Raw genomic sequence first — 18,536 nt, forward strand, 5'->3', positions numbered from 1 at the left:
AAGGTACGTGAGCAGCGTACATCTGACGTTCCGTCTTTGAATATGCGTCAGGTCGGCACCCTGCCGGCATACCAAAAAAAACCCCGAACTAGAGGTTCGGGGCGAAAAAAGCGGACTGTCCTGAAGGGGGGGAAGTCCGCAAGGGGATGGGTCGAGTCGAGGAATGCCGGGGTTACGGAAAATGCCGGGTCAATGCAGGCGCGACCATTGCAGGACCTTGATATCCTGGGTGTCGCATTCAAAATTCTTTGCCAGCACGGAAGCGGCTTCTTTCAGGTCGCCCCGGGGCAGCACACGGCTGACTTCGACGATGCCGCGAAATTCGCTCATGCCGCTGGGAGGACGCTCCTGCAGCAAAAAGTGGGTGTAATACTTGATGCTCATGAGACGCCAGACTAGGCATCGGAACCTGAAGGTGCTGTGAAGGAATCCACACTATTCCGGGCAGTCACCCGAAATCAGGCGCCGCCTTACCGGATCATTCAACCCATACGTCCAGCCCATACGTCCATGTCCCGCTATCGTCCACCCCGGCCCAAAGGTTCGAAGTTCATCACCTCGGCAGGAGCACAACGTCTGAAGGACGAACTCGATGATCTCTGGCTTGTACAGCGTCCCCAGGTCACCCGGGCTGTCCAGGAGGCGGCCGCGCAGGGTGATCGCTCCGAGAATGCAGAATACATTTACGGCAAGCGTCAGCTGCGCGAGATCGACCGGCGTGTCCGTTTTCTGCGCCAGCGTCTGGACGGCATGGTGATCGTCGACCAGGGGCCGTCGGATCGAACCCGAGTCTTCTTCGGTGCCTGGGTCGGCATCGAGGACGAGAACGGCAATCAGGCCGAGTATCGAGTGGTCGGTCCCGACGAGATCGATGCGGCCCCGGGCTATATCAGCATGGACTCACCGCTGGCGCGGGCGTTGATGCGCAAAGGTATCGATGATGAGGTTACCGTCGAATCGCCCGGCGGCACCAGGACCTGGTGGATAGTGGGGATCCGGTATGAATATTGAAGACAGCGCGGTGCTGCGATATCTGAGCGAGGCAGGAGGCGATTGGCTGTACGGTGCCGCGTCCGGCACGGCAGTAGCGATATCCTTGCTGGCAGCTCTCATGCTGAGTGCCTGCGGGGCGCAGCCCAATGGCGGCTCCGGCGCTGCGCCACCGTCCCTACGGTCCGGCGTATATCTGCAGAATATCGATCGAGGGGTGCGTCCCCAGGATGATTTTTATCGCTATGTGAACGGCCAATGGCTGGCGCGAACGCCGATTCCTGCGGATCGCTCGAACTACGGCGCATTCACGATACTGGAAGAGGCGGCACGTGACGATGTGCATGCCATCCTGGAGCAGGCTGCACTAGCGCAGGCTCCGGCGGACAGCGATCGGCAGAAAGTCGGTGACTTCTATGCCAGTTTCATGGACGAAGCGGCGATCGAATCGCAGGGGCTGGCGCCTTTGCAGCCTGAACTCGACCGCATCGATGCCATCGCCTCCGCACGGGATGTCGCCCGCTACATCGGACGCGGCCAGCGCATGTTCGTGCCGCATCCCTTCGCCTTCTATGTGGGCATCGATGAAAAGAACTCGAGCGAGTATATCGGCTCGCTGTACCAGACCGGCCTGGGCATGCCGGATCGGGATTACTACTTGTCGAAGGATCCTCGCCAGAGCGACGTGCGCCATAAGTATCGCGCCTATGTTGGGGATCTGCTGGCTTTGTCGGGGGTACCCGACGCCGAGGCTGCCGCTGCCGGCGTTCTGGCGATCGAGACGGCGCTGGCGCAGGCGCACTGGACGCGCGTGCAGAATCGCGACGCGCGCAAGACCTATAACCGCCTCGACAGGGCAGCCTTGAAAAAGCTGATGCCGGAATTCGACTGGAGCGCCTTTTTCGCGGGCGCCGGGATCGAGGAAGGCAAGATATCGGCGCTCAACGTGGCACAGCCCAGCTATTTCCAGGCGCTCGCCCCGCTGATCGCCCATACGCCCGTGGCGCACTGGCGGGTCTATTTCCGGTACATGTTGCTGAACGCCCAGGCGCCGGCGCTGCCCGCGCGCTTCGTGCAGCTGCATTTCGATTTTCATCGCCGGACGATTTCGGGTATCGAAGAGATCGAGCCGCGCTGGAAGCGGGGCGTCGATACCGTGAATGCAGCGATCGGGGATCTGGTCGGCAAGTTGTATGTGGAGCGGCATTTCAAGCCGGAAGCGAAACATCGTGTCGATCAGCTGGTCGGCCACCTCATGGATGCTTTCGCACAGGGCATCGATGCGCTGGAGTGGATGACGCCGGAGACCCGAAAGCGCGCGCACGCCAAGCTGGCGCAATTCTCCATCAAAATGGGTTACCCGGAAAAATGGCGGGATTGGTCGGCGTTGCAGGTACACCGGGGGGATCTGATCGGCAATGAAGCGCGTGCGGCCGCAGCAGTATTCGAGCGCAATCTTGCCAAACTCGGCGGGCCGGTGGATCGTACGGAGTGGTACATGACGCCGCAGACCGTCAATGCCTACTACAATCCGCCTGCCAATGAGATCGCTTTTCCCGCAGCGATATTGCAGCCGCCGTTTTTCACAGTGGCGGCCGATGATGCTGTCAACTACGGAGCGATCGGCGCGGTGATCGGTCATGAGATCAGCCATGGATTCGATGACCAGGGGCGCCGCTACGATGGCGCGGGCAACCTGACGGACTGGTGGCGGCAGCAGGACGACGAGGAGTTTTCGCGCCGTGCACGGCAGCTCGGTGCGCAATATGCGGCGATCACTCCGGTGCCGGGGATGTCCATCAATGCCGAGCTGACCATGGGCGAGAATATTGCGGATCTGGCCGGACTGGCGATGGCCTATCGCGCCTACCGGATGTCCCTGAACGGGAAGCCGGCACCTGTAATCGACGGATTCACGGGCGACCAGCGTTTTTTCATCGGCTGGGCACAGGGCTGGGCACGCAAATATCGGGACGATGAACTACGCAAGCGCCTGTTGACCGACCCCCATAGTCCAAGCGAGTACCGTACCAATGTAGTGGTCGCGAATCTGCCGGCATTCCAGTCGGCCTTCGACGTGAAACCAGGCGACCAGATGTATCTGGCGCCTGGGCGGCAAGTGCGGATCTGGTAACGCAGTGCGTGGGCTGGTGGTCGGTCACAGAATCAGGCATTGTCGGTGGAGCCATCACCCCGACTCGGCAATTGGAGTCGACAATCTGCGGCGGGATAGCATCGAAAGGCCAGGAGAGGAGGCTTACATATGCGCTTTATTCGTCCAGGCCTGATCGCCGTACTCGCTCTGGCGTCAGCGGGCTGCGGCTATAACACATTGCAGCAACAGGACGAACAGGTGGCTTCCGCCTGGTCGGAAGTTCTGAACCAGTATCAGCGCCGCGCCGACCTGGTGCCCAACCTGGTCAATACCGTGAAAGGGGCCGTCGTTGCGGAGAAGGACATCTTGGATGGCGTGATCCAGGCGCGCGCCAAGGCGACTTCGATACAGGCTACCCCGGAACTGATCGACAATCCCCAGGCATTCCAGCAGTGGCAGGCGGCACAGGGCGAACTCGGTTCTGCCCTGTCGCGCTTGATGGTGGTCGTCGAACGTTATCCGGACCTGAAATCCGTTTCCGGCTTTAACGATCTGACCGCGCAGTTGGAGGGTACCGAGAACCGCATCGCCGTTGCCCGCAATCGTTACATCCAGGCTGTGCAAGCTTACAACGTGACGGTGCGATCCTTTCCTTCGAACCTGACTGCAAAAGTGTTCGGACATCACACCAGGACCAATTTTTCAGTGCGGGACGAGGCGATCACTCGCCCGCCGAGCGTCGATTTCGGAGCGTTGCCGCTCACACCATCCAGTCCGGTACCGGCTCAAGATCCGGCCGCGTCCCGGGACGACTGACGCAGGATGAATGACACAGGGTGTTGGACGCCATGATGACTGTCGCCGACACGCGGCGCGGCTACGATTGGCGCTTCGGCCGGCAGGCGCTCTGGTGGACACTGCTGCTGTGCCTGGGGGTGGTTTTCGCCTTGCAGGCGCGGGGCGCGGACGGGATCGGTGAACAAACCGTGCCGGTGCTGCACGGCCCGGTGACCGATCTGACCGGCACTCTGACACCGCAGCAGGCGGCGCAGCTCGAAGGACGCCTGCGCGAATTCGAGATACTGAAAGGCAGCCAGATCGCCGTCCTGCTGGTGCCGACGACACAGCCGGAAACGATCGAACAATATTCGATACGCGTCGTCGACGCCTGGCTGCTGGGCCGCAAGGGTACGGACGATGGTGTGTTGCTGCTGGTCGCGAAGGATGATCGCACGGTGCGTATCGAGGTCGGCCGCGGTCTGGAAGGCGCGCTGCCGGACGTGATCGCCAATCGCATCATCGACCAGGTCGTCGTGCCGAGATTCCGTGCAGGCGATTTCTTTGGCGGCCTCGATGAGGCGGTGACGCGCATCATCGCGCTCGTCGAGGGAGAGCCGCTGCCGGAGCTCGAAGCGCTTGAGCAGTCCAATACACCGGCGGGCAAGGAAACGCTTCTCCTACTTTTGATGCTGACCTTCATGGTAGGCGGCGTATTGCGCAGCGTGCTGGGTTCACTCGGCGGCGCTGTGCTCGCCAGCGGCCTCGCGGGATTGCTGGCATGGATGCTGACCGGCATGATGGCGATATCGATCGGCGCCGCCGTCATCGCGTTCCTGTTCACGGTACTGGGCGGCGGCGGCTCAGGCTGGACGAATGCGCGCCGCGGCCAGGGAAGCTGGAGCGCTCACCATGGAAACGGCTGGGGTGGAGGATTCGGCGGTAGTACTCGTGGCGGATGGAGTGGTGGCGGAGGCAGCTTCGGCGGCGGCGGCGCCACCGGGCGCTGGTAGGCGGCAAGCCATGCGCATCGCACGCTTGTTCCGACATCTCACCTCGACGTCTTGGGGGCTGCGCCGGCGCTTCGATCGCGCCTGCCTGGATGCGATCGAAGACGCCATCGAGCAGTGTGAGCGCGGACAGGGCGGCGAGATTCGGGTAGCCATCGAAGGCAAGCTTGAACTCGTCGATTTGATGCGCCGCATCACGCCCCGCGAACGCGCGCTACAGGTTTTCGGACAGCTGCGCACCTGGGATACGCAGGACAACAACGGCGTACTGATCTATGTGCTCTGGGCCGACCGCGACGTCGAGATCGTCGCCGATCGCGGCTACAACCAGCGTGTATCCGCTCTGCAATGGCAGGACATCTGTCGGCGCATGGAACGATGGTTCGCGAGCGGCGACAATACGCGGGCGTTGATACTGGGCGTCCGCGAGGTCAGCGAACTAGTCGCGCTGCATTTTCCGAAAGCGGATCGAAACGAGCTTCCGAATCGTCCCGTGATCATGTAGCCACTGGAGATTTCCGGAACACGGCGCGGAAGCTGCCGGATGCGCTCCGGGCCGCCCCGCGCAGGAAATGACCTGAGCGCCGGCGGATACCCAGGGGAACCATGGGGGTACCGCCAGCGCCGGCAATCGGGTCATAATCGGTTCATGAATACGTCGATCCGCCGTGTCAGCGTTCTCGCTGTCGTTCTCGTTGCAGCATGGGGACTTACCGGCTGTCAGCTCATGTACTCGCAGGAATCCGCGACAGCACTCATCCCGCCGTCCAAACCCGAGGTATACGCGCCGGCGGCGACTCATCAATTCCACTTCGATCCCAAGCTCGATGACGTGGTCGGGGTGTTGCAGATCACCCACGTGCAGGGAGAGGACACGCTCTCCGATATCGCACGACGTTTCAACCTGGGTTATGAGGAAATCGTGCGGGCGAACCCGGGTGTCGATCCCTGGCTGCCTGGCGAAGGCCGTGCGATTGTGTTGCCGACGCAGTTCGTGCTGCCGAAGGCGCCTCGCGAGGGGGTGGTGATCAACCTGGCGCAGTTGCGTGCATATTACTATCCCAGACGCCGGAAGGACGAGGTGTTGCAGACGGTCATTACGCATCCGATCGGCATCGGCAAGGTCGGCTGGTCGACGCCGCTGGGTACGACCAAGGTAACCTTGAAGCAAAGGAACCCCATCTGGATTCCGCCTGCCTCGGTACGCAAGGAGCACGCGAAAGCCGGCGATCCGCTGCCCGCGCGCGTACTGCCCGGTCCCGATAATCCACTGGGTGCGCATAAGCTGACTCTGGGCTGGCCAAGCTATCTCATGCACGGAACCAACAAGCCTTACGGCGTCGGAATGCGTTCCAGCCATGGCTGTATCCGTTTTTACCCGGAAGACATCGCGCAACTGTTCGAAGCGATTCCGGTCGGTACCAAGGTCACCGTCGTGAACCAGCCGTTCGTATTCGGCTGGCACGGCGATGCTTTGTATGCACAGGCATTTCCCATCCTGGAAGATGATGGGCGCAAGCATCCCAATGAGGCGAGTGTGCTGATGAACGCAGCGATTACCGATGGAATGTGGAAAAAGATCAAGGAGTACGGTGCGGTCGTGAATCTGGCGCGGGTGGACGAAGTGGTGGAACAGGCGCGCGGCATTGCGCTGCCGGTGTCGCGTGCCGATCTGGCGATCGATGCGTTCCTTGCCGATGCGCGGCAGGTCGAGAATCGCCTGCCCGAAGGAGCGAACTGGGACGGCAGGGACGAATTGCTGGTGACTGCAGAGGAGTTCGAGGCGGCGTTGTCCGGTACACCCTTGCCGAAGCAGCCGCCGGCAGCAGAATCCTCTGCGGGTCGAGCCGCGAACAGCCTGCCCGCCGGAGGTTCGCACTGAGGCTTGCTTCGTCAGGATCCCGCTCACGGATGAGGGTCCCGCCCATGATCCTTACCCAGCCATGCATCGAGAGAAATGCATGGCTGGGTAAGGATCATGGGCGGGACGGTTCCCATTTGATATGGCTTCAGGTCGATGCATCGAGAGAAATGCATGGCTGGGCAAGGATCGTAAAGTATCCCGACGTTTTTCACGGCCGTATGCATCGCCGGTCCGGATTCCTTTCATTTGCGCCGTCTGCACTCTGTAGGTACCCGTGTCGTGTGCTAAGTTACTGCACACAATAATTTCGGGAGGGCTCTCGTGCCCGGGCGTCAGCTCGCTTCGTGCGCAGATATCCAGGTCGTGGAAACACCCGGCGCGCAGCAGCCCATACCCAGGGCTTGTGCGTTGTTGACGGCCTTTGTCGGCCGCTGTCTGCGCGGCCCGCTGAATCAGCCGATCCTGGTACGCAGCTTTGCCGATTTCCAGCGGTATTTCGGCGGCCTATGGCAGCCCAGTACTTTGTCATACGCACTCGAGCATTTTTTCGAGCAGGGCGGGCAACAGGCGATCGTCGTGCGAATCGCCAATGGTGCTCGACCGGTCAGCTTGACGCTGAACTGCGGCCGCGAGCGTCTGATCCTGGAGGCGCGCGCGCCGGGAACACGGGAGTTCCTGCGCGCCGCGGTCGACTATGACCAGATCGACGCGCTCGACACACGGCGTTTCAACCTGGTGATTCAGCGGGTGAGAGCACCGGGTTCCGAGTGGATCGAGGAACAAGAAACATTTCGCGGCCTGACGATCGACGCCGACTCGGCGCGATTCGTGGCAACCGTACTCGAAGATTCGGCGTTGGTACGAGTGCATGGCGAAGTGCCCGCGGCACGTCCGGATCGCACCCTGATGCCGGGTACCAACCTGCCGGTCGGCTATGTCAGCTCCAGTCCGGACGGTGACGATGGGCGGCCGATCAGCGACTACGATGTCATCGGTTCGGCCGTGCGCCGCTCGGGATTGTTTGCACTGGCGGAGGTCGATGAACTGGCCTTCCTTCACGTCCCTCCCCTGACGCGGACCGCCGAGGTCGGCATCAGCACCTTGCTGGTAGCAGCGCGCTTTTGCCGAGAGCGGCGCGCGATGCTGATCGTGGATCCGCCGGCGAATTGGATGGGGACGAAAGATATGGCGCGGGCACTGAAGCATATCGAACTGCGCAGTGACAATGCCGTGATGTTTCATCCGCGCGTGACTGCCATGGATCGGCTGCGTGGCCGCCTCGAGACATTTGGCAACGGCGGGGCGGTCGCCGGCCTGTTGTCGCGTTCCGGGGATGCGGTCTCAGCCGCGTTGACGTCCCAGGAGCCCGAACCTCTGCTGCGTGCCGGCATGAAGCTGTCGCACGAGATCGACGATGCGGATCGCTGGCTGTTTGCCGCGCATGGCGTGAACGTGCTGCAGACCGTGCGACGCGTGCCGCGGGAGCGGCTGCCGTTGCGTACGCTCGCCTGCGGTGCGAGCGCTTCTCCCGACGGATCCTATCTGGCGCAGCGGCGCCTGGCGCTGTTCACGATCAATGCGATCGAACGGGGGACGCGCTGGTGCCTTTCTGTGCAGGATGATGCTTCGGCTTGGGGGCCGGTGACCCGGCAGGTCCGTACGTTCCTGGGCGAACTACGCGGCGCCGGTGCGTTCGCCAGCGTGCCGTTCGATCAATCCTTCCTGGTGATTTGCGATGACAGGATCAACGTGGCCGGTCGAACGCCGCGCGAGGTGAATATCCTGGTGCAATTCGCAGCAACCCGGCCCGGCGAGTATCACAGTTTCATGATCACTCATTCAGTGGCTCATAGGGCGGCGCGAGTGCGCCCGGTGCTCGTCAACCGGCTGGAGGCTTCGCTGATCGTCACCCATCAGCTGGAGCATGAAGTGACGATTCGCCTGCGACGCATGGATGCGGTCAATCTTTGACCGGCTCGTCGTGCCGCGCACCGCGAGGCTTGCGCTGGTGATTCCAGAGCACCTCCGTGCCATTCTCGTGGCGGGCCAAGACCCGCGCCACGACGAACAACAGATCCGACAGACGGTTGAGATACTGCGGCACTTCGGCGGCGATACTTTCATTCTGCGCCAAGAGCCATACGCGCCGTTCGGCACGGCGCGCGATCGTACGGGCCAGATGACAGGCTGCGGCCGCGGGTCCTCCGCCGGGCAGGATGAATTCCTTCAACGCCGGCAAGGGCGCGTTCAGCCGGTCCAGCGCCTGTTCCAGGCGGGCGATGTGTTCGGCAGTGATGCAGCGATAGCCCGGCACCGCCAATTCGCCCCCCAGGTCGAAAAGTTCGTGCTGCAGGCGGGTCAATAATTCCACGATCTCCGCCGGCAGTCCGGGGACGGCCAGTACCATCCCCAGCACGCTGTTGGTTTCATCCGTGGCTCCATAGGCCTCTATGCGCGCATGGGTCTTGGCGACGCGCGTGCCGTCTCCCAGGCCGGTCGTGCCTCGATCGCCGGTGCGCGTATAGATCTTGCTGAGACGATTTCCCATTGAAGCAGTTCCGATGGCGGCGCGGTCTGCGCCGGAATGCATTACGTTGCCTCGCTTGCAAGCGGCCTGCAAGCCATGCCGCCTGATGGCCGAAGCGGCCTCGGGATCCGGCCGGTCGTTGCCGGAGCCCGGTCGGCCGTCATGTACTCAGATACTCGGAAGGCCTGGCGTTCAGAAGGCTTGGCGAATACCGGCGAACAAGCCGCGGCCGATCGATCCATAGCCCGCGGCGGTCTGGTATTTTTCGTCGAACGCGTTTTCCAGTCGGCCGAAGATCTCGAGTGTGCGAGTGACGGCATACGTGGCGCGCAGATCGACCAAGGTATAGTCATCCAGCACGATGGTATTGGCCGGATCGTCGAAGCTTCGGCCGGCATGCTGTACGGCCACGGTGGTCGTCAATCCGATCGGCCAGGCGTAGCTCAGGCTGGCGTTGGCGGTTTGCTTGGGACGGCGCGCCAGCGCCCGGCCGAAATTGGCGTCGCTCCGGGTCGCGTTTTGCGCATCCAGACTGGTGTAGTTCGCCGTGAAACGCAGGCGCTCGCCGAGTTGCGCGGCCAAGCCTAACTCCACGCCGTCCGCGGTCGTCTTCTGCAGGTTGTCATAGAAGCCGAAAGGTCGCGTGACGCAGCGCGGATCGGCGTTACCGTAGCAGGAAACGAAGTCGATCATGTTGTTGGTATCGCGGCTGAAGTAGGTTGCCGAGACGACCAGCGTGCCGTCGAGGAGCCGCTGTTCGATACCCGCGTCCCAGCCCTCGGCCTTCTCGGCGGCGAGCGCTTCGTTACCGTAGTCGCTGAACAATTGGTACAGCGTCGGCGCCTTGAAACCCTCGCCGTAGCTGGCGCGCACCAGGGTCGTGGGCGTCATCGACCACGCCAGTGCGGCGCGACCGGTGGTGGAGTCGCCGAAGGTTTCGTGGTCGTCGTAACGCAACCCGGCGGTCAAGGTCAGGGTTTTCAGCGCCGTGGTCGAGAGCTGCGCGTAGGCGCTGTCCAGCCGGACGTCGTTTTTCATGGGCACCGGATTCGGATCGAAGTCGCTCGGCGCAGAGATCGTTTCGAGCTGCGAGGTCTCGGATTCCAGTCCGAACACCGCGTCCCAGCGCTCGTTCAGTAGCAGCGTGCCCTGGTACTCCCAGCGCTCGTTACGGCCGGTAGCGTCGAAGGTTTTCGGGTACGGATTGCTTGGATCGAAGTCTTCGCGGTCAGTGTCGGTGTACGCAAATCCGAAGCGGTTGGACAACCGGCCGTCGAGAGCGGTGAGATTGAGGCCTGCATAGGCCACCAGTTCTTCGTGATAGCCGTATTCGCCGGTATCGGCCAGGCCGTACGCAGGCGGCGGAAAGCCGTCGAATTCCGCCCTTCCCTTGCTCCAGGTGGAGCGTAACTCGGCCGAGGCGGCGGCGCTGAGCTTGAGCAGGCCGCGCACGTTGAAGCCGACATTGCGATAGCCGTCTTTTTCGCTGCCGCCGAACCTTTTGTCGAATGAGGAGATGCCGTCGGTGGTGAGATAATTGCCGCCGATGCGCCAGGCGAAGCGTTCGCCGCCGGCCTCGGCGCGTGCGTTGAGCGCCGCCGTGCCGCGCGCACCGCCTTCGGCAGACAGGGATCCCGACAACGGACCTTCCGGTACGGAGGTGACGATGTTTACCACGCCGCCGATCGCCTGGCTGCCCCATAGTGTGGATTGCGGGCCGCGCAATATCTCGATGCGCGCGTCATCGTTCGCGAGCAGATGGCCGAAATTATAACCGCCGCCAACGGAGGAAGGGTCATTCAGCTTGACGCCGTCGATCAGTACGACGGTCTGATCGGTTTCAGCACCGCGAATGCGCACTGAGGTCACCGCGCCGAAACCGCCATTGCGCGACACGACCACGCCCGGCGTGGCTGCCAGCAGATCCGCCACCATGGTGCGCTGGCTCGAGCGGATCTCATCCGGCTCGATGACGGTGACCGAATCGCCGATACCGGATTGCAGTTGTTCGATGCGATTGGCGGTGACGACGACTCGATCCAGTGTGCGAGGTTCGGGGGCAGTTGCGGCTACGGATACGGCCGGCGGCAGGAACAGCAGAAACGTGGATAAAACAACAAGGGTACACGCCGACGCCATAGGGTGTAGAGAGTATGGAATATGCATGGGCAGAGCTCCGCAACGAACGCAACCACATGGTTCGTCGCGAGCGCGAGCCATGTACAGGTCGCCACTCGGGAACTCCCGCTCTCGCAGCACACCCCGGCTGCTCGATGGACGACTGCGGCAAGCAGGTCTCCTGGCTCGTGGCTGGGTCCGTTCGCGTCACCTTCCCGGATCACGGAGGCCCGTGAAATCCAGTGGTTCATCGACGCACGGCATACCACTTACAGTTGCGGGGACAGCCCGGGTATTGACCCGGTTCCCATTTGAATCCCTGGGGAATGCCGAGCACCGGCCTGTATTACAGGCGATGCGCGGCGTTCTCGTCGCGGGGAACTTGTCGCTGCAGTGGATGATGAAGCCAAACCATTGCGCTCGTCAACTTGCGGGGTGTCGGCGAGGTTCGCAGCAGGATATCCGCAAAGTGCACGTTCTCCGGGCGGCGCACCGGGTATGCCGCCATACCGACAGGCCGTTACCCGGCAGGCTTCTTCCGGATCCGAGCCGCGCGTATCATGAGAACATATGAATCAATCCCCTTTTCTGAGCGCCGCCCTGGATGCGGCGCGCGCCGCCGCCGATGTCATTCGTCGCTACTATCAGCGTAATCTCGAAGTCGTCCTCAAGGACGATAAGTCGCCGGTTACCCGGGCGGATGTGGAGACCGAGAAGGTGATCCGCGGCTTGATCGGCGAGCGTTTCCCGGATCATGGCTTCTACGGCGAGGAAACAGGGCAGAGCGCGATCGATGCCGATTATCTCTGGCTGGTCGATCCGATCGACGGTACCAAGGCGTTCGTGCGCGAATATCCTTTCTTTTCCACCCAGATCGCGCTGATGCATCGCGGGCATCTGATCGTGGGCGTGTCCTCCGCGCCCGTATATGGCGAGATCGCCTATGCCCAAGCCGGCGAGGGCGCCTGGCTCGACGGTCGTCCGATCCGGGTCAGCGAGATCGACGCGATCGAGCAATGCGCGATTTCAGGTGGGAATCTCAAGACCTTGGCCGCCGGTCCGGGCTGGGCTCGTTATGGACGACTGGTCGAGCGCGCCAGCCGTATTCGCGGTTACGGGGACTTTCTGCACTATCATCTGCTGGCCGCGGGCAAGATCGACGTGGTCATCGAATCCGATGTGAATATCCTGGATATTGCTGCGCTCGCGGTCATCGTCGAGGCCGCCGGTGGCCGCTTCACGGATCTGCAGGGACGGGCGCCGACGCTTCAGACTACCTCGGTGGTGGCCACGAACGCCAGGCTGCACGAAGAGGTACTCGCCAGCCTGGGGGAGACTTGAGCATCTTCAGGCGACGACGAAAGTCCGCCCCTGAGCCCAGGCGATCTCGCGCACCGGTACCCCATACAAGCGTGAGATCGTCTCTTCGGTGAGCACTTCGCGGCTTGGACCGCTCAACCATTCGCCGCCGCCGAACAGCAACAGCGCATGATCGGCGAAACGTGCCGCCAGGCCGGCATCGTGCAGACTCATCATCACCGCATGACCGGCGCGGGTGCGTTCCTTCATCAGCTTGAGCACATCCATCTGGTGATGCGGATCGAGATGATTGAGCGGCTCGTCCAGCAGGAACAAGTCGGGATTCTGTGCCAGCAGGCTGGCGATCGCGACCCGGCGGCGCTCCCCGCCCGACAAGGTCGCCACATCGCGTTGCGCGAACGATTCCATGCCGACGGCCGCCAGTGCCGCCCGCGAAGCCACGCGATCATTTTCGTTTTCCCACGCCCAGAAACCAATATGCGGATGCCGCCCGACCAGCACGGTGTCGAGCACGCTCGATGGAAAAGGATCCTCGGTGCCTTGCAGCAGCAACCCCAGGCTGAGCGCCAATTCACGACGCGACAACGTGTCGATCCGCTGTGTACCGATCTTGATCTCACCGCCGGCGGGTGCGCGCAGGCCGGCAAGAGTATGCAAGGTCAATGTTTTGCCGGTGCCGTTACGGCCCAGGATGCAGGTCATCGTTCCCGCATGGACGGAGAGTTCCAACTCATGCACAAGGGGATGCCCGGCGACTTCCACGGTGAGCCGATGGCATGTCAAAAGCGCCGATGCGGCATTCATGATTTGCGCCAGCTGATTTCGGCCGCCGGACCGGCGCAAGGAAGCTTCGCAACGGAATCGGGATTCTTCAAAGACTGAAGGCATTCTTGATCCAGTCGATCGTGCTGCCCGGTATGCGGCCGTCGATCGCGATCACATCGAAACGGGCCGGATGGCATCTTAATTCGGGGTGGGTCAGCAGCAGATGCCGGGCGGCATTTGCCAGGCGCCGCTGCTTGCGCCAGGTGACTGAGGCGGCGGCGCTTCCGAAACGGGCCTCGGACCGGTAGCGTACCTCGGTCAGCACCAGGGTGGCGCCGTCGCGCAGCACCAGGTCGATTTCTCCGGCCTTGCATCGATAATTCCGGATGACGAGAGTCAGTCCGGCACGTTGCAGATACGCAAGCGCCGTATCCTCGGCGTGGCGTCCGGTGTCTTGTCGGCGGCGCTTGTCCATGCGGTTTGCCGGGATTGCTGGCTGCAGAATTCAAAGGGATGGAGCCGCGAGAACATCAGCCGTGCGCGGCGCCGTTCTGCGCGTGTCATCGCTTGTCGTTGCGCCGATGTGCCCGCTGCCGAGCGCCACCGGGCGTCCGTTCGACACCCGAGCCCAGTCGAGTCCGCGATGCACGCGTCCTTCGGTATCGATGGAGAGGGATCCTGTCATGCCGGGAATCACCTGCGTCTGTCCGAACTTTCCGGCTTTGAGCAAAGGTACGAGCCGATAGGCATCAAAGCCGAAAGCGTACAGACGCCCGCGTCCGCGGGCGCGCACCGGCCAGTAGCGGTTCAAGGCGTCGCGCAACTGGGTGGAGACCGCGTCGGGAGAAATGACCCAAGGCATATCCGGAAATATCACGCCTTCCAGGTCATCGTTCGCCTGGACGTCGGGTTCGAAAATATCCGACGTGGCATACACCGGTAAATCCTCGGCGAGGTGAAATCGCAGTGCAGGCCGTAGCGAGCGGCCTTGTACAGGCTGCGCACCGATGAACACGAACTGCGCGTCGCCGCGCCGACGAGGCTCGAATTGCAGGCGCGTTCCCAGCAGAGCATCGAGTGCCTGGGCACGTGCGCGCGATTCATCGACCAGCAGCAGGTGCGTGATGGGCTGCGAGAAATCACGCTGCGAAGGATCGTAGAAGCGTACGCCTGCTATTGCGCCGCCGCGTGCCTTGAGTTCCAGATCGAAGGCGCCGAACACGCGGCGGCCCCATTCATTGTTCGGCATCAGCACGAGTCCACGCGGCCGGCCATCGGCGATGACTCGTTGAGCGACCTGGCGCGCTTCGTCCTCGGGATCGAGTGCGAACTGGAACATCAGGGAGGGCGCGATAGCCTGACCGTGCAATTGATTCAGGGCCAGGGTAAGCACGGATGTTGCTGCCGATGCTGCCACTGCTGCGACCTCGTCCTTGGTCAGCGGGCCGACGATGAACTGCGCTCCATCGGCAATGGCGCGGCGATAAGCGGTCGTTGCATCCGCCTGCGCAGTGTCGTAGACATTCAGCATCGGCCGACGTGCAGGATCCTGCTGCAGCATGGCGGCGAGAAATCCGTCGCGCACCGCCATGCCGAAGGCCTGTTGGCGTCCGGACAGAGGGAGTACCAAGGCGATGTGCGCCGGATAATCCAGTCCTACGCCGAGTTGGGGCAGTATTTCTTCGTTCAGGAACGAGTTGGCGGGATGGCCCGGATAGCGTCTGCGCCAGTCGGTGAGCCCTTCTTTCGCGGTAAACGGGTTTCTTGCTGCAGCCAGTGCCGCATGCCCCAATTCCAGCCAGCCAATGAGGATGGCGCCGGCACCCGCTGGCGGCGTGAAGTCGGCATTGCCGGCGGCGCTTTCCTGTAAGCCCTGCCAAATCAAGCGGCGATTGGCGCGTAATTGCGTCTCGCTGAGCATGCCGCGTTCGCGTTCAAGAGCGGCGTCCACGCCGGCTGCTGGACGGTTGTCGGCAAACGAGGCGCGCGCGCGCAGAGCAAGGATGTCGCCGGCGTCATCGCGGGGCAGGGGCTGCGGGATACGTTCCAATTCGGCCAGTGCCTGCCGGGGACGCCCGGCTTGCAGCGCGAGTTCGGCAGCGACTTGTGCGCGCAGGATGAAATCTGCGGTCGGCAGGCTGGCATTCACCTGCCCGAGCAATACGCGGGCGCGCTCCGGCTGACCGGTATGTATGTACTCGCGCGCCGCGCGCAGCCGAAAGCGATCACGCAATTCGCCGGAAGACTGCGCGGCCAGGGCCTCGTAAATCCGGGCAGCCTCGTCGTGATTGCCCTCGCGCGACAGTTTTTCCGCCTGGTTGGACTGCTTCTCGGCGCCCAGGCGCAGCGGTTGGCTCGGCGCCGTCGAACAGGCGGAGAGCAGCGCGAGCAGGAGCGCCGCAACGCAGACTGGAATGTCCAGCGGAATGGATTTCGAACGTCTCGGCATCTGACTGCGCTCCGGCGCCGCGATCCAATCACGGGCTTACGAGAATCGGCTCGTCCATTATAGTGCCGAGTGCCTGCCCCGGCGTTCGGGCGTACTCCACCTTGCCGGTGGAGCCCTGCCGCGAGAGTAAGTGGAAGACAGCATGATCGCCGCTGTTGCCTGCTGATTTATGCATAAATCCAGTGAATTGGGGAATTTTTGATCATGTCATGCTCTGTCCCCCCAGCCTTCGAGCAGCGTCCCGCGCCTTCAGAGGTGCGGGACGCCCCGGGTTTTGACGATCCGCTGGATGTCTCGCAGTCCTTGTCCAGCCGCGTTTCCGGATCCACGGATGCCGGGGTGCTGTTCGTGGTTGCCACGCCTATCGGCAATCTCGGGGATCTGAGCATACGGGCGAAAGAAGTGTTGGCGGGCGTGGATTTGATCGCCGCGGAAGACACGCGGCACACTCGGCAATTGTTGCAGGCCTGCGGCATCCATACGCCGCTGACCTCCCTGCATGAGCACAACGAAACGCGTAAAAGCGAGGCACTGGCGAGGCGCCTGGCACGGGGCGAGTCTGTGGCGCTGGTTTCGGACGCGGGAACGCCGCTGATCAGCGATCCCGGCTTCGATCTGATCGCCGCGGCGAAAAAACAGGACACCCGCATCGTGGTGGTGCCGGGACCGTGTGCGGCCATCGCTGCACTGTGCGTTGCCGGCCTGCCCACCGACCGGTTCAGTTTCGAGGGTTTTCCGCCCTCCAAAAGGGCTGCACGGCGCGCTTGGCTGGAGCGGCTGGCGCCGCAGGAGCGCACCATGGTGTTCTACGAGGCGCCGCATCGATTGCGGGAACTGCTGGACGACATGCGTGAGATCCTGGGTGCGGATCGGCCGGCGAGCATCAGTCGTGAGCTGACCAAGCGTTTCGAGACGACCTATACGGATACACTGGCCGGATTGAGCCGGCGCGCCCACGAGGATGCCGACATGTCGCGGGGTGAGATCGTACTGGTCGTGGGCGGCAATCCCGGGATTTCATCGGCACGGACACCGGATACCGACCGGCTTCTGCGTGTCTTGCTGGAAGAGCTGCCGCCATCGCAGGCCGCGAAGATCGCAGCGCGCCTGACCGGGGAAAGGCGCAGCGACCTGTATGAGCGGGCGATGCGGGAACGCGGTTGACCCGCGGGAAGCAAAGCCTCGTGCCCGGGCCGGCCGATCATTGCCGGGACCAGCAAGGCGAATACCTGGCAGCACGCAGCGAAAGGGCTTGTATCCGGGGCTGGCAGCGCCCACCATAGACCCTGGAGTCGGCCAGGCAATCGCTGCGCGCAAGCGTGGAGGAAAGTCCGGGCTCCCAGGGCAAGGTGCCAGGTAACACCTGGGGGGCGCGAGCCCACGGAAAGTGCAACAGAAAGCAAACCGCCTAAGCGCTGTTTTCGTGACGGCGCCGGTAAGGGTGAAAGGGTGCGGTAAGAGCGCACCGCGCCGGTGGCAACACTCGGCGGCACGGCAAACCCCGCCCGGAGCAAGACCAAATAGGGGAGCAAGCAGCCCATTCTCAGGAGTGGGTCGCACGTGCGGCCCGCACAGGCTCCCGGGTAGGTCGCTTGAGGTGCGCGGTAACGTGCATCCCAGATGAATGATTGCCCTCGACAAAACCCGGCTTATCGGCCGACTCCATTTTATTTTTCTCCCCGCATGATTTCCATGACTTGATTTCATGGCCTGATTTCATGGCCTGTTCGGGGCATTCCGCCGCCGGACCGCGGCGGCCCGTGCAAACGTCCGGGTCGTCCACCACGCGTCCGTAATCGCCAAAGGCGATACCTCGTTTTCCAGGTATCGAATCGTTTTTGCGCACAATCTGTTCAAGCGGGTTTTTCAGGAGAGACAGGCGACAGGGCGAGGCCTTTTATCAAGCGTGCATTCCTACATAAAGAACACTTCATAAGCCCATGATTTCTGTTAAGTCGCTTTCGGGCGATCCCGCCAGGGATCCGATTCCTGGTGCTAAGTCACTGTCGCAAAACGGGAAATCCCTCAGAAATTTTTGACTTGCGGGTTTCACGCTCCCTATAGTGCAACTCAGTGGGAAAAAGTGGGAATGAATGGGTTCCAGGGTCAGCCAAGGGTGCTGCGTCCCTAGAATCCTTACAAAACGAACCGACCGATGATGTTCCGCGGCGCCAACAAAGTGATTCTGGATAGCAAGGGGCGGCTGGCCATGCCGACGCGCTATCGCGAACGCATCATGGACCGCTCGAACGGACGATTGATCGCGACAGTGGACCGGTCGGACCGCTGTCTGCTGATCTACCCGTTGCCGGATTGGGAAGAGATCGAGTTGAAGCTGCGTCGCCTGCCGAGTTTGAACCCGGTCGCCCGGCGTTTGCAGCGCCTGATGATCGGCTATGCCACGGATCTGGATCTGGACAACAGCGGCCGGGTGCTGATTCCCCCGAGTCTGCGCGAGTATGCGGGTCTATCGCGTGCTGCGATGTTGATTGGACAAGGAAGCCGTTTCGAACTGTGGGATGAAGCGCACTGGAACGAATGCCGTGAGCAGTGGATGAATGTCGACGAGACAGCCGAAGCACTGCCACCAGAACTCGAAACACTGTCGTTGTAGCGCGGCG

At 62.4% G+C, this 18,536-nt stretch carries 16 protein-coding genes, 1 other RNA gene and 1 riboswitch; of the genes, 11 read left to right on the forward strand and 6 right to left on the reverse strand.

Features of this window, described 5'->3' with window-relative positions; genetic code table 11:
- Positions 1-189: 189 nt before the first annotated feature.
- Positions 190-384 (reverse strand): hypothetical protein, encoded by a 195-nt coding sequence (locus ACG33_RS01585; RefSeq protein ID WP_066918145.1) that lies wholly within the window; start codon positions 382-384, stop codon positions 190-192.
- Positions 385-510: 126 nt separating this feature from the next.
- On the opposite strand from ACG33_RS01585, the gene greB reads away from it, so the two are divergent.
- From greB to ACG33_RS01620, 7 genes are all read left to right on the forward strand, one after another.
- A complete protein-coding gene (gene greB / locus ACG33_RS01590; protein ID WP_066918147.1) occupies positions 511-1,011 on the forward strand; it encodes a transcription elongation factor GreB in 501 nt (166 codons plus the stop codon).
- Between the two features lie 100 nt (positions 1,012-1,111).
- Positions 1,112-3,124 carry a M13 family metallopeptidase gene (locus ACG33_RS01595; protein ID WP_066922664.1) on the forward strand — a complete coding sequence of 671 codons (2,013 nt, stop codon included), beginning with the start codon at positions 1,112-1,114 and terminating at the stop codon, positions 3,122-3,124.
- A 129-nt stretch (positions 3,125-3,253) separates the two neighbouring features.
- The gene (locus tag ACG33_RS01600) at positions 3,254-3,901 is read left to right on the forward strand and encodes a LemA family protein (RefSeq protein WP_066918149.1); all 648 of its coding nucleotides are present in this window, start codon (positions 3,254-3,256) and stop codon (positions 3,899-3,901) included.
- 35 nt (positions 3,902-3,936) lie between these two features.
- A complete protein-coding gene (locus ACG33_RS01605) occupies positions 3,937-4,875 on the forward strand; it encodes a TPM domain-containing protein (RefSeq protein ID WP_083537114.1) in 939 nt (312 codons plus the stop codon).
- Positions 4,876-4,885: 10 nt separating this feature from the next.
- Complete coding sequence (locus ACG33_RS01610) at positions 4,886-5,377, forward strand: TPM domain-containing protein (RefSeq protein WP_066922666.1); 492 nt, start codon at positions 4,886-4,888, stop codon at positions 5,375-5,377.
- Between the two features lie 144 nt (positions 5,378-5,521).
- On the forward strand, positions 5,522-6,754 hold the full coding sequence (locus ACG33_RS01615) for a L,D-transpeptidase family protein (RefSeq protein ID WP_210399135.1): 1,233 nt from the start codon (positions 5,522-5,524) through the stop codon (positions 6,752-6,754).
- Between the two features lie 303 nt (positions 6,755-7,057).
- Complete coding sequence (locus tag ACG33_RS01620) at positions 7,058-8,707, forward strand: hypothetical protein (RefSeq protein ID WP_083536343.1); 1,650 nt, start codon at positions 7,058-7,060, stop codon at positions 8,705-8,707.
- Here ACG33_RS01620 and ACG33_RS01625 read toward each other — a convergent pair.
- Positions 8,697-9,284 carry a cob(I)yrinic acid a,c-diamide adenosyltransferase gene (locus ACG33_RS01625; protein WP_066918155.1) on the reverse strand — a complete coding sequence of 196 codons (588 nt, stop codon included), beginning with the start codon at positions 9,282-9,284 and terminating at the stop codon, positions 8,697-8,699. The two genes, ACG33_RS01620 and ACG33_RS01625, sit on opposite strands and share 11 nt — an antisense overlap.
- Before the next feature lie 171 nt (positions 9,285-9,455).
- A complete protein-coding gene (locus tag ACG33_RS01630) occupies positions 9,456-11,402 on the reverse strand; it encodes a TonB-dependent receptor plug domain-containing protein (protein ID WP_066918157.1) in 1,947 nt (648 codons plus the stop codon).
- 133 nt (positions 11,403-11,535) lie between these two features.
- Positions 11,536-11,730, reverse strand: a riboswitch (cobalamin riboswitch).
- A gap of 221 nt (positions 11,731-11,951) precedes the next feature.
- On the opposite strand from ACG33_RS01630, the gene ACG33_RS01635 reads away from it, so the two are divergent.
- Positions 11,952-12,722, forward strand: a complete 771-nt coding sequence (locus ACG33_RS01635; RefSeq protein WP_066918159.1) for an inositol monophosphatase family protein — start codon at positions 11,952-11,954, stop codon at positions 12,720-12,722.
- A gap of 6 nt (positions 12,723-12,728) precedes the next feature.
- On the opposite strand, the gene ACG33_RS01640 is transcribed toward ACG33_RS01635, so the two are convergent.
- From ACG33_RS01640 to ACG33_RS01650, 3 genes are all read right to left on the reverse strand, one after another.
- Positions 12,729-13,505, reverse strand: coding sequence for an ABC transporter ATP-binding protein (locus ACG33_RS01640; protein WP_066922670.1), 777 nt, complete (start codon positions 13,503-13,505; stop codon positions 12,729-12,731).
- Between the two features lie 67 nt (positions 13,506-13,572).
- Positions 13,573-13,941 carry a YraN family protein gene (locus ACG33_RS01645; RefSeq protein ID WP_066918161.1) on the reverse strand — a complete coding sequence of 123 codons (369 nt, stop codon included), beginning with the start codon at positions 13,939-13,941 and terminating at the stop codon, positions 13,573-13,575.
- A 30-nt stretch (positions 13,942-13,971) separates the two neighbouring features.
- Positions 13,972-15,915, reverse strand: a complete 1,944-nt coding sequence (locus ACG33_RS01650) for a penicillin-binding protein activator (protein WP_066918163.1) — start codon at positions 15,913-15,915, stop codon at positions 13,972-13,974.
- Positions 15,916-16,119: 204 nt separating this feature from the next.
- Here ACG33_RS01650 and rsmI point away from each other — a divergent pair, with 204 nt between their 5' ends.
- The 3 genes from rsmI (at position 16,120) to mraZ (ending at position 18,529) form a co-directional block, all read left to right on the forward strand.
- Positions 16,120-17,079 (forward strand): 16S rRNA (cytidine(1402)-2'-O)-methyltransferase, encoded by a 960-nt coding sequence (gene rsmI / locus ACG33_RS01655; RefSeq protein WP_083536344.1) that lies wholly within the window; start codon positions 16,120-16,122, stop codon positions 17,077-17,079.
- Positions 17,080-17,203: 124 nt separating this feature from the next.
- Positions 17,204-17,583, forward strand: an RNA gene (gene rnpB / locus ACG33_RS01660) — RNase P RNA component class A.
- Positions 17,584-18,073: 490 nt separating this feature from the next.
- Complete coding sequence (gene mraZ / locus ACG33_RS01665; protein ID WP_066922674.1) at positions 18,074-18,529, forward strand: division/cell wall cluster transcriptional repressor MraZ; 456 nt, start codon at positions 18,074-18,076, stop codon at positions 18,527-18,529.
- The last annotated feature ends 7 nt before the right edge of the window (positions 18,530-18,536 follow it).

This window comes from Steroidobacter denitrificans (assembly GCF_001579945.1).
GTDB classification, from domain to species: domain Bacteria; phylum Pseudomonadota; class Gammaproteobacteria; order Steroidobacterales; family Steroidobacteraceae; genus Steroidobacter; species Steroidobacter denitrificans.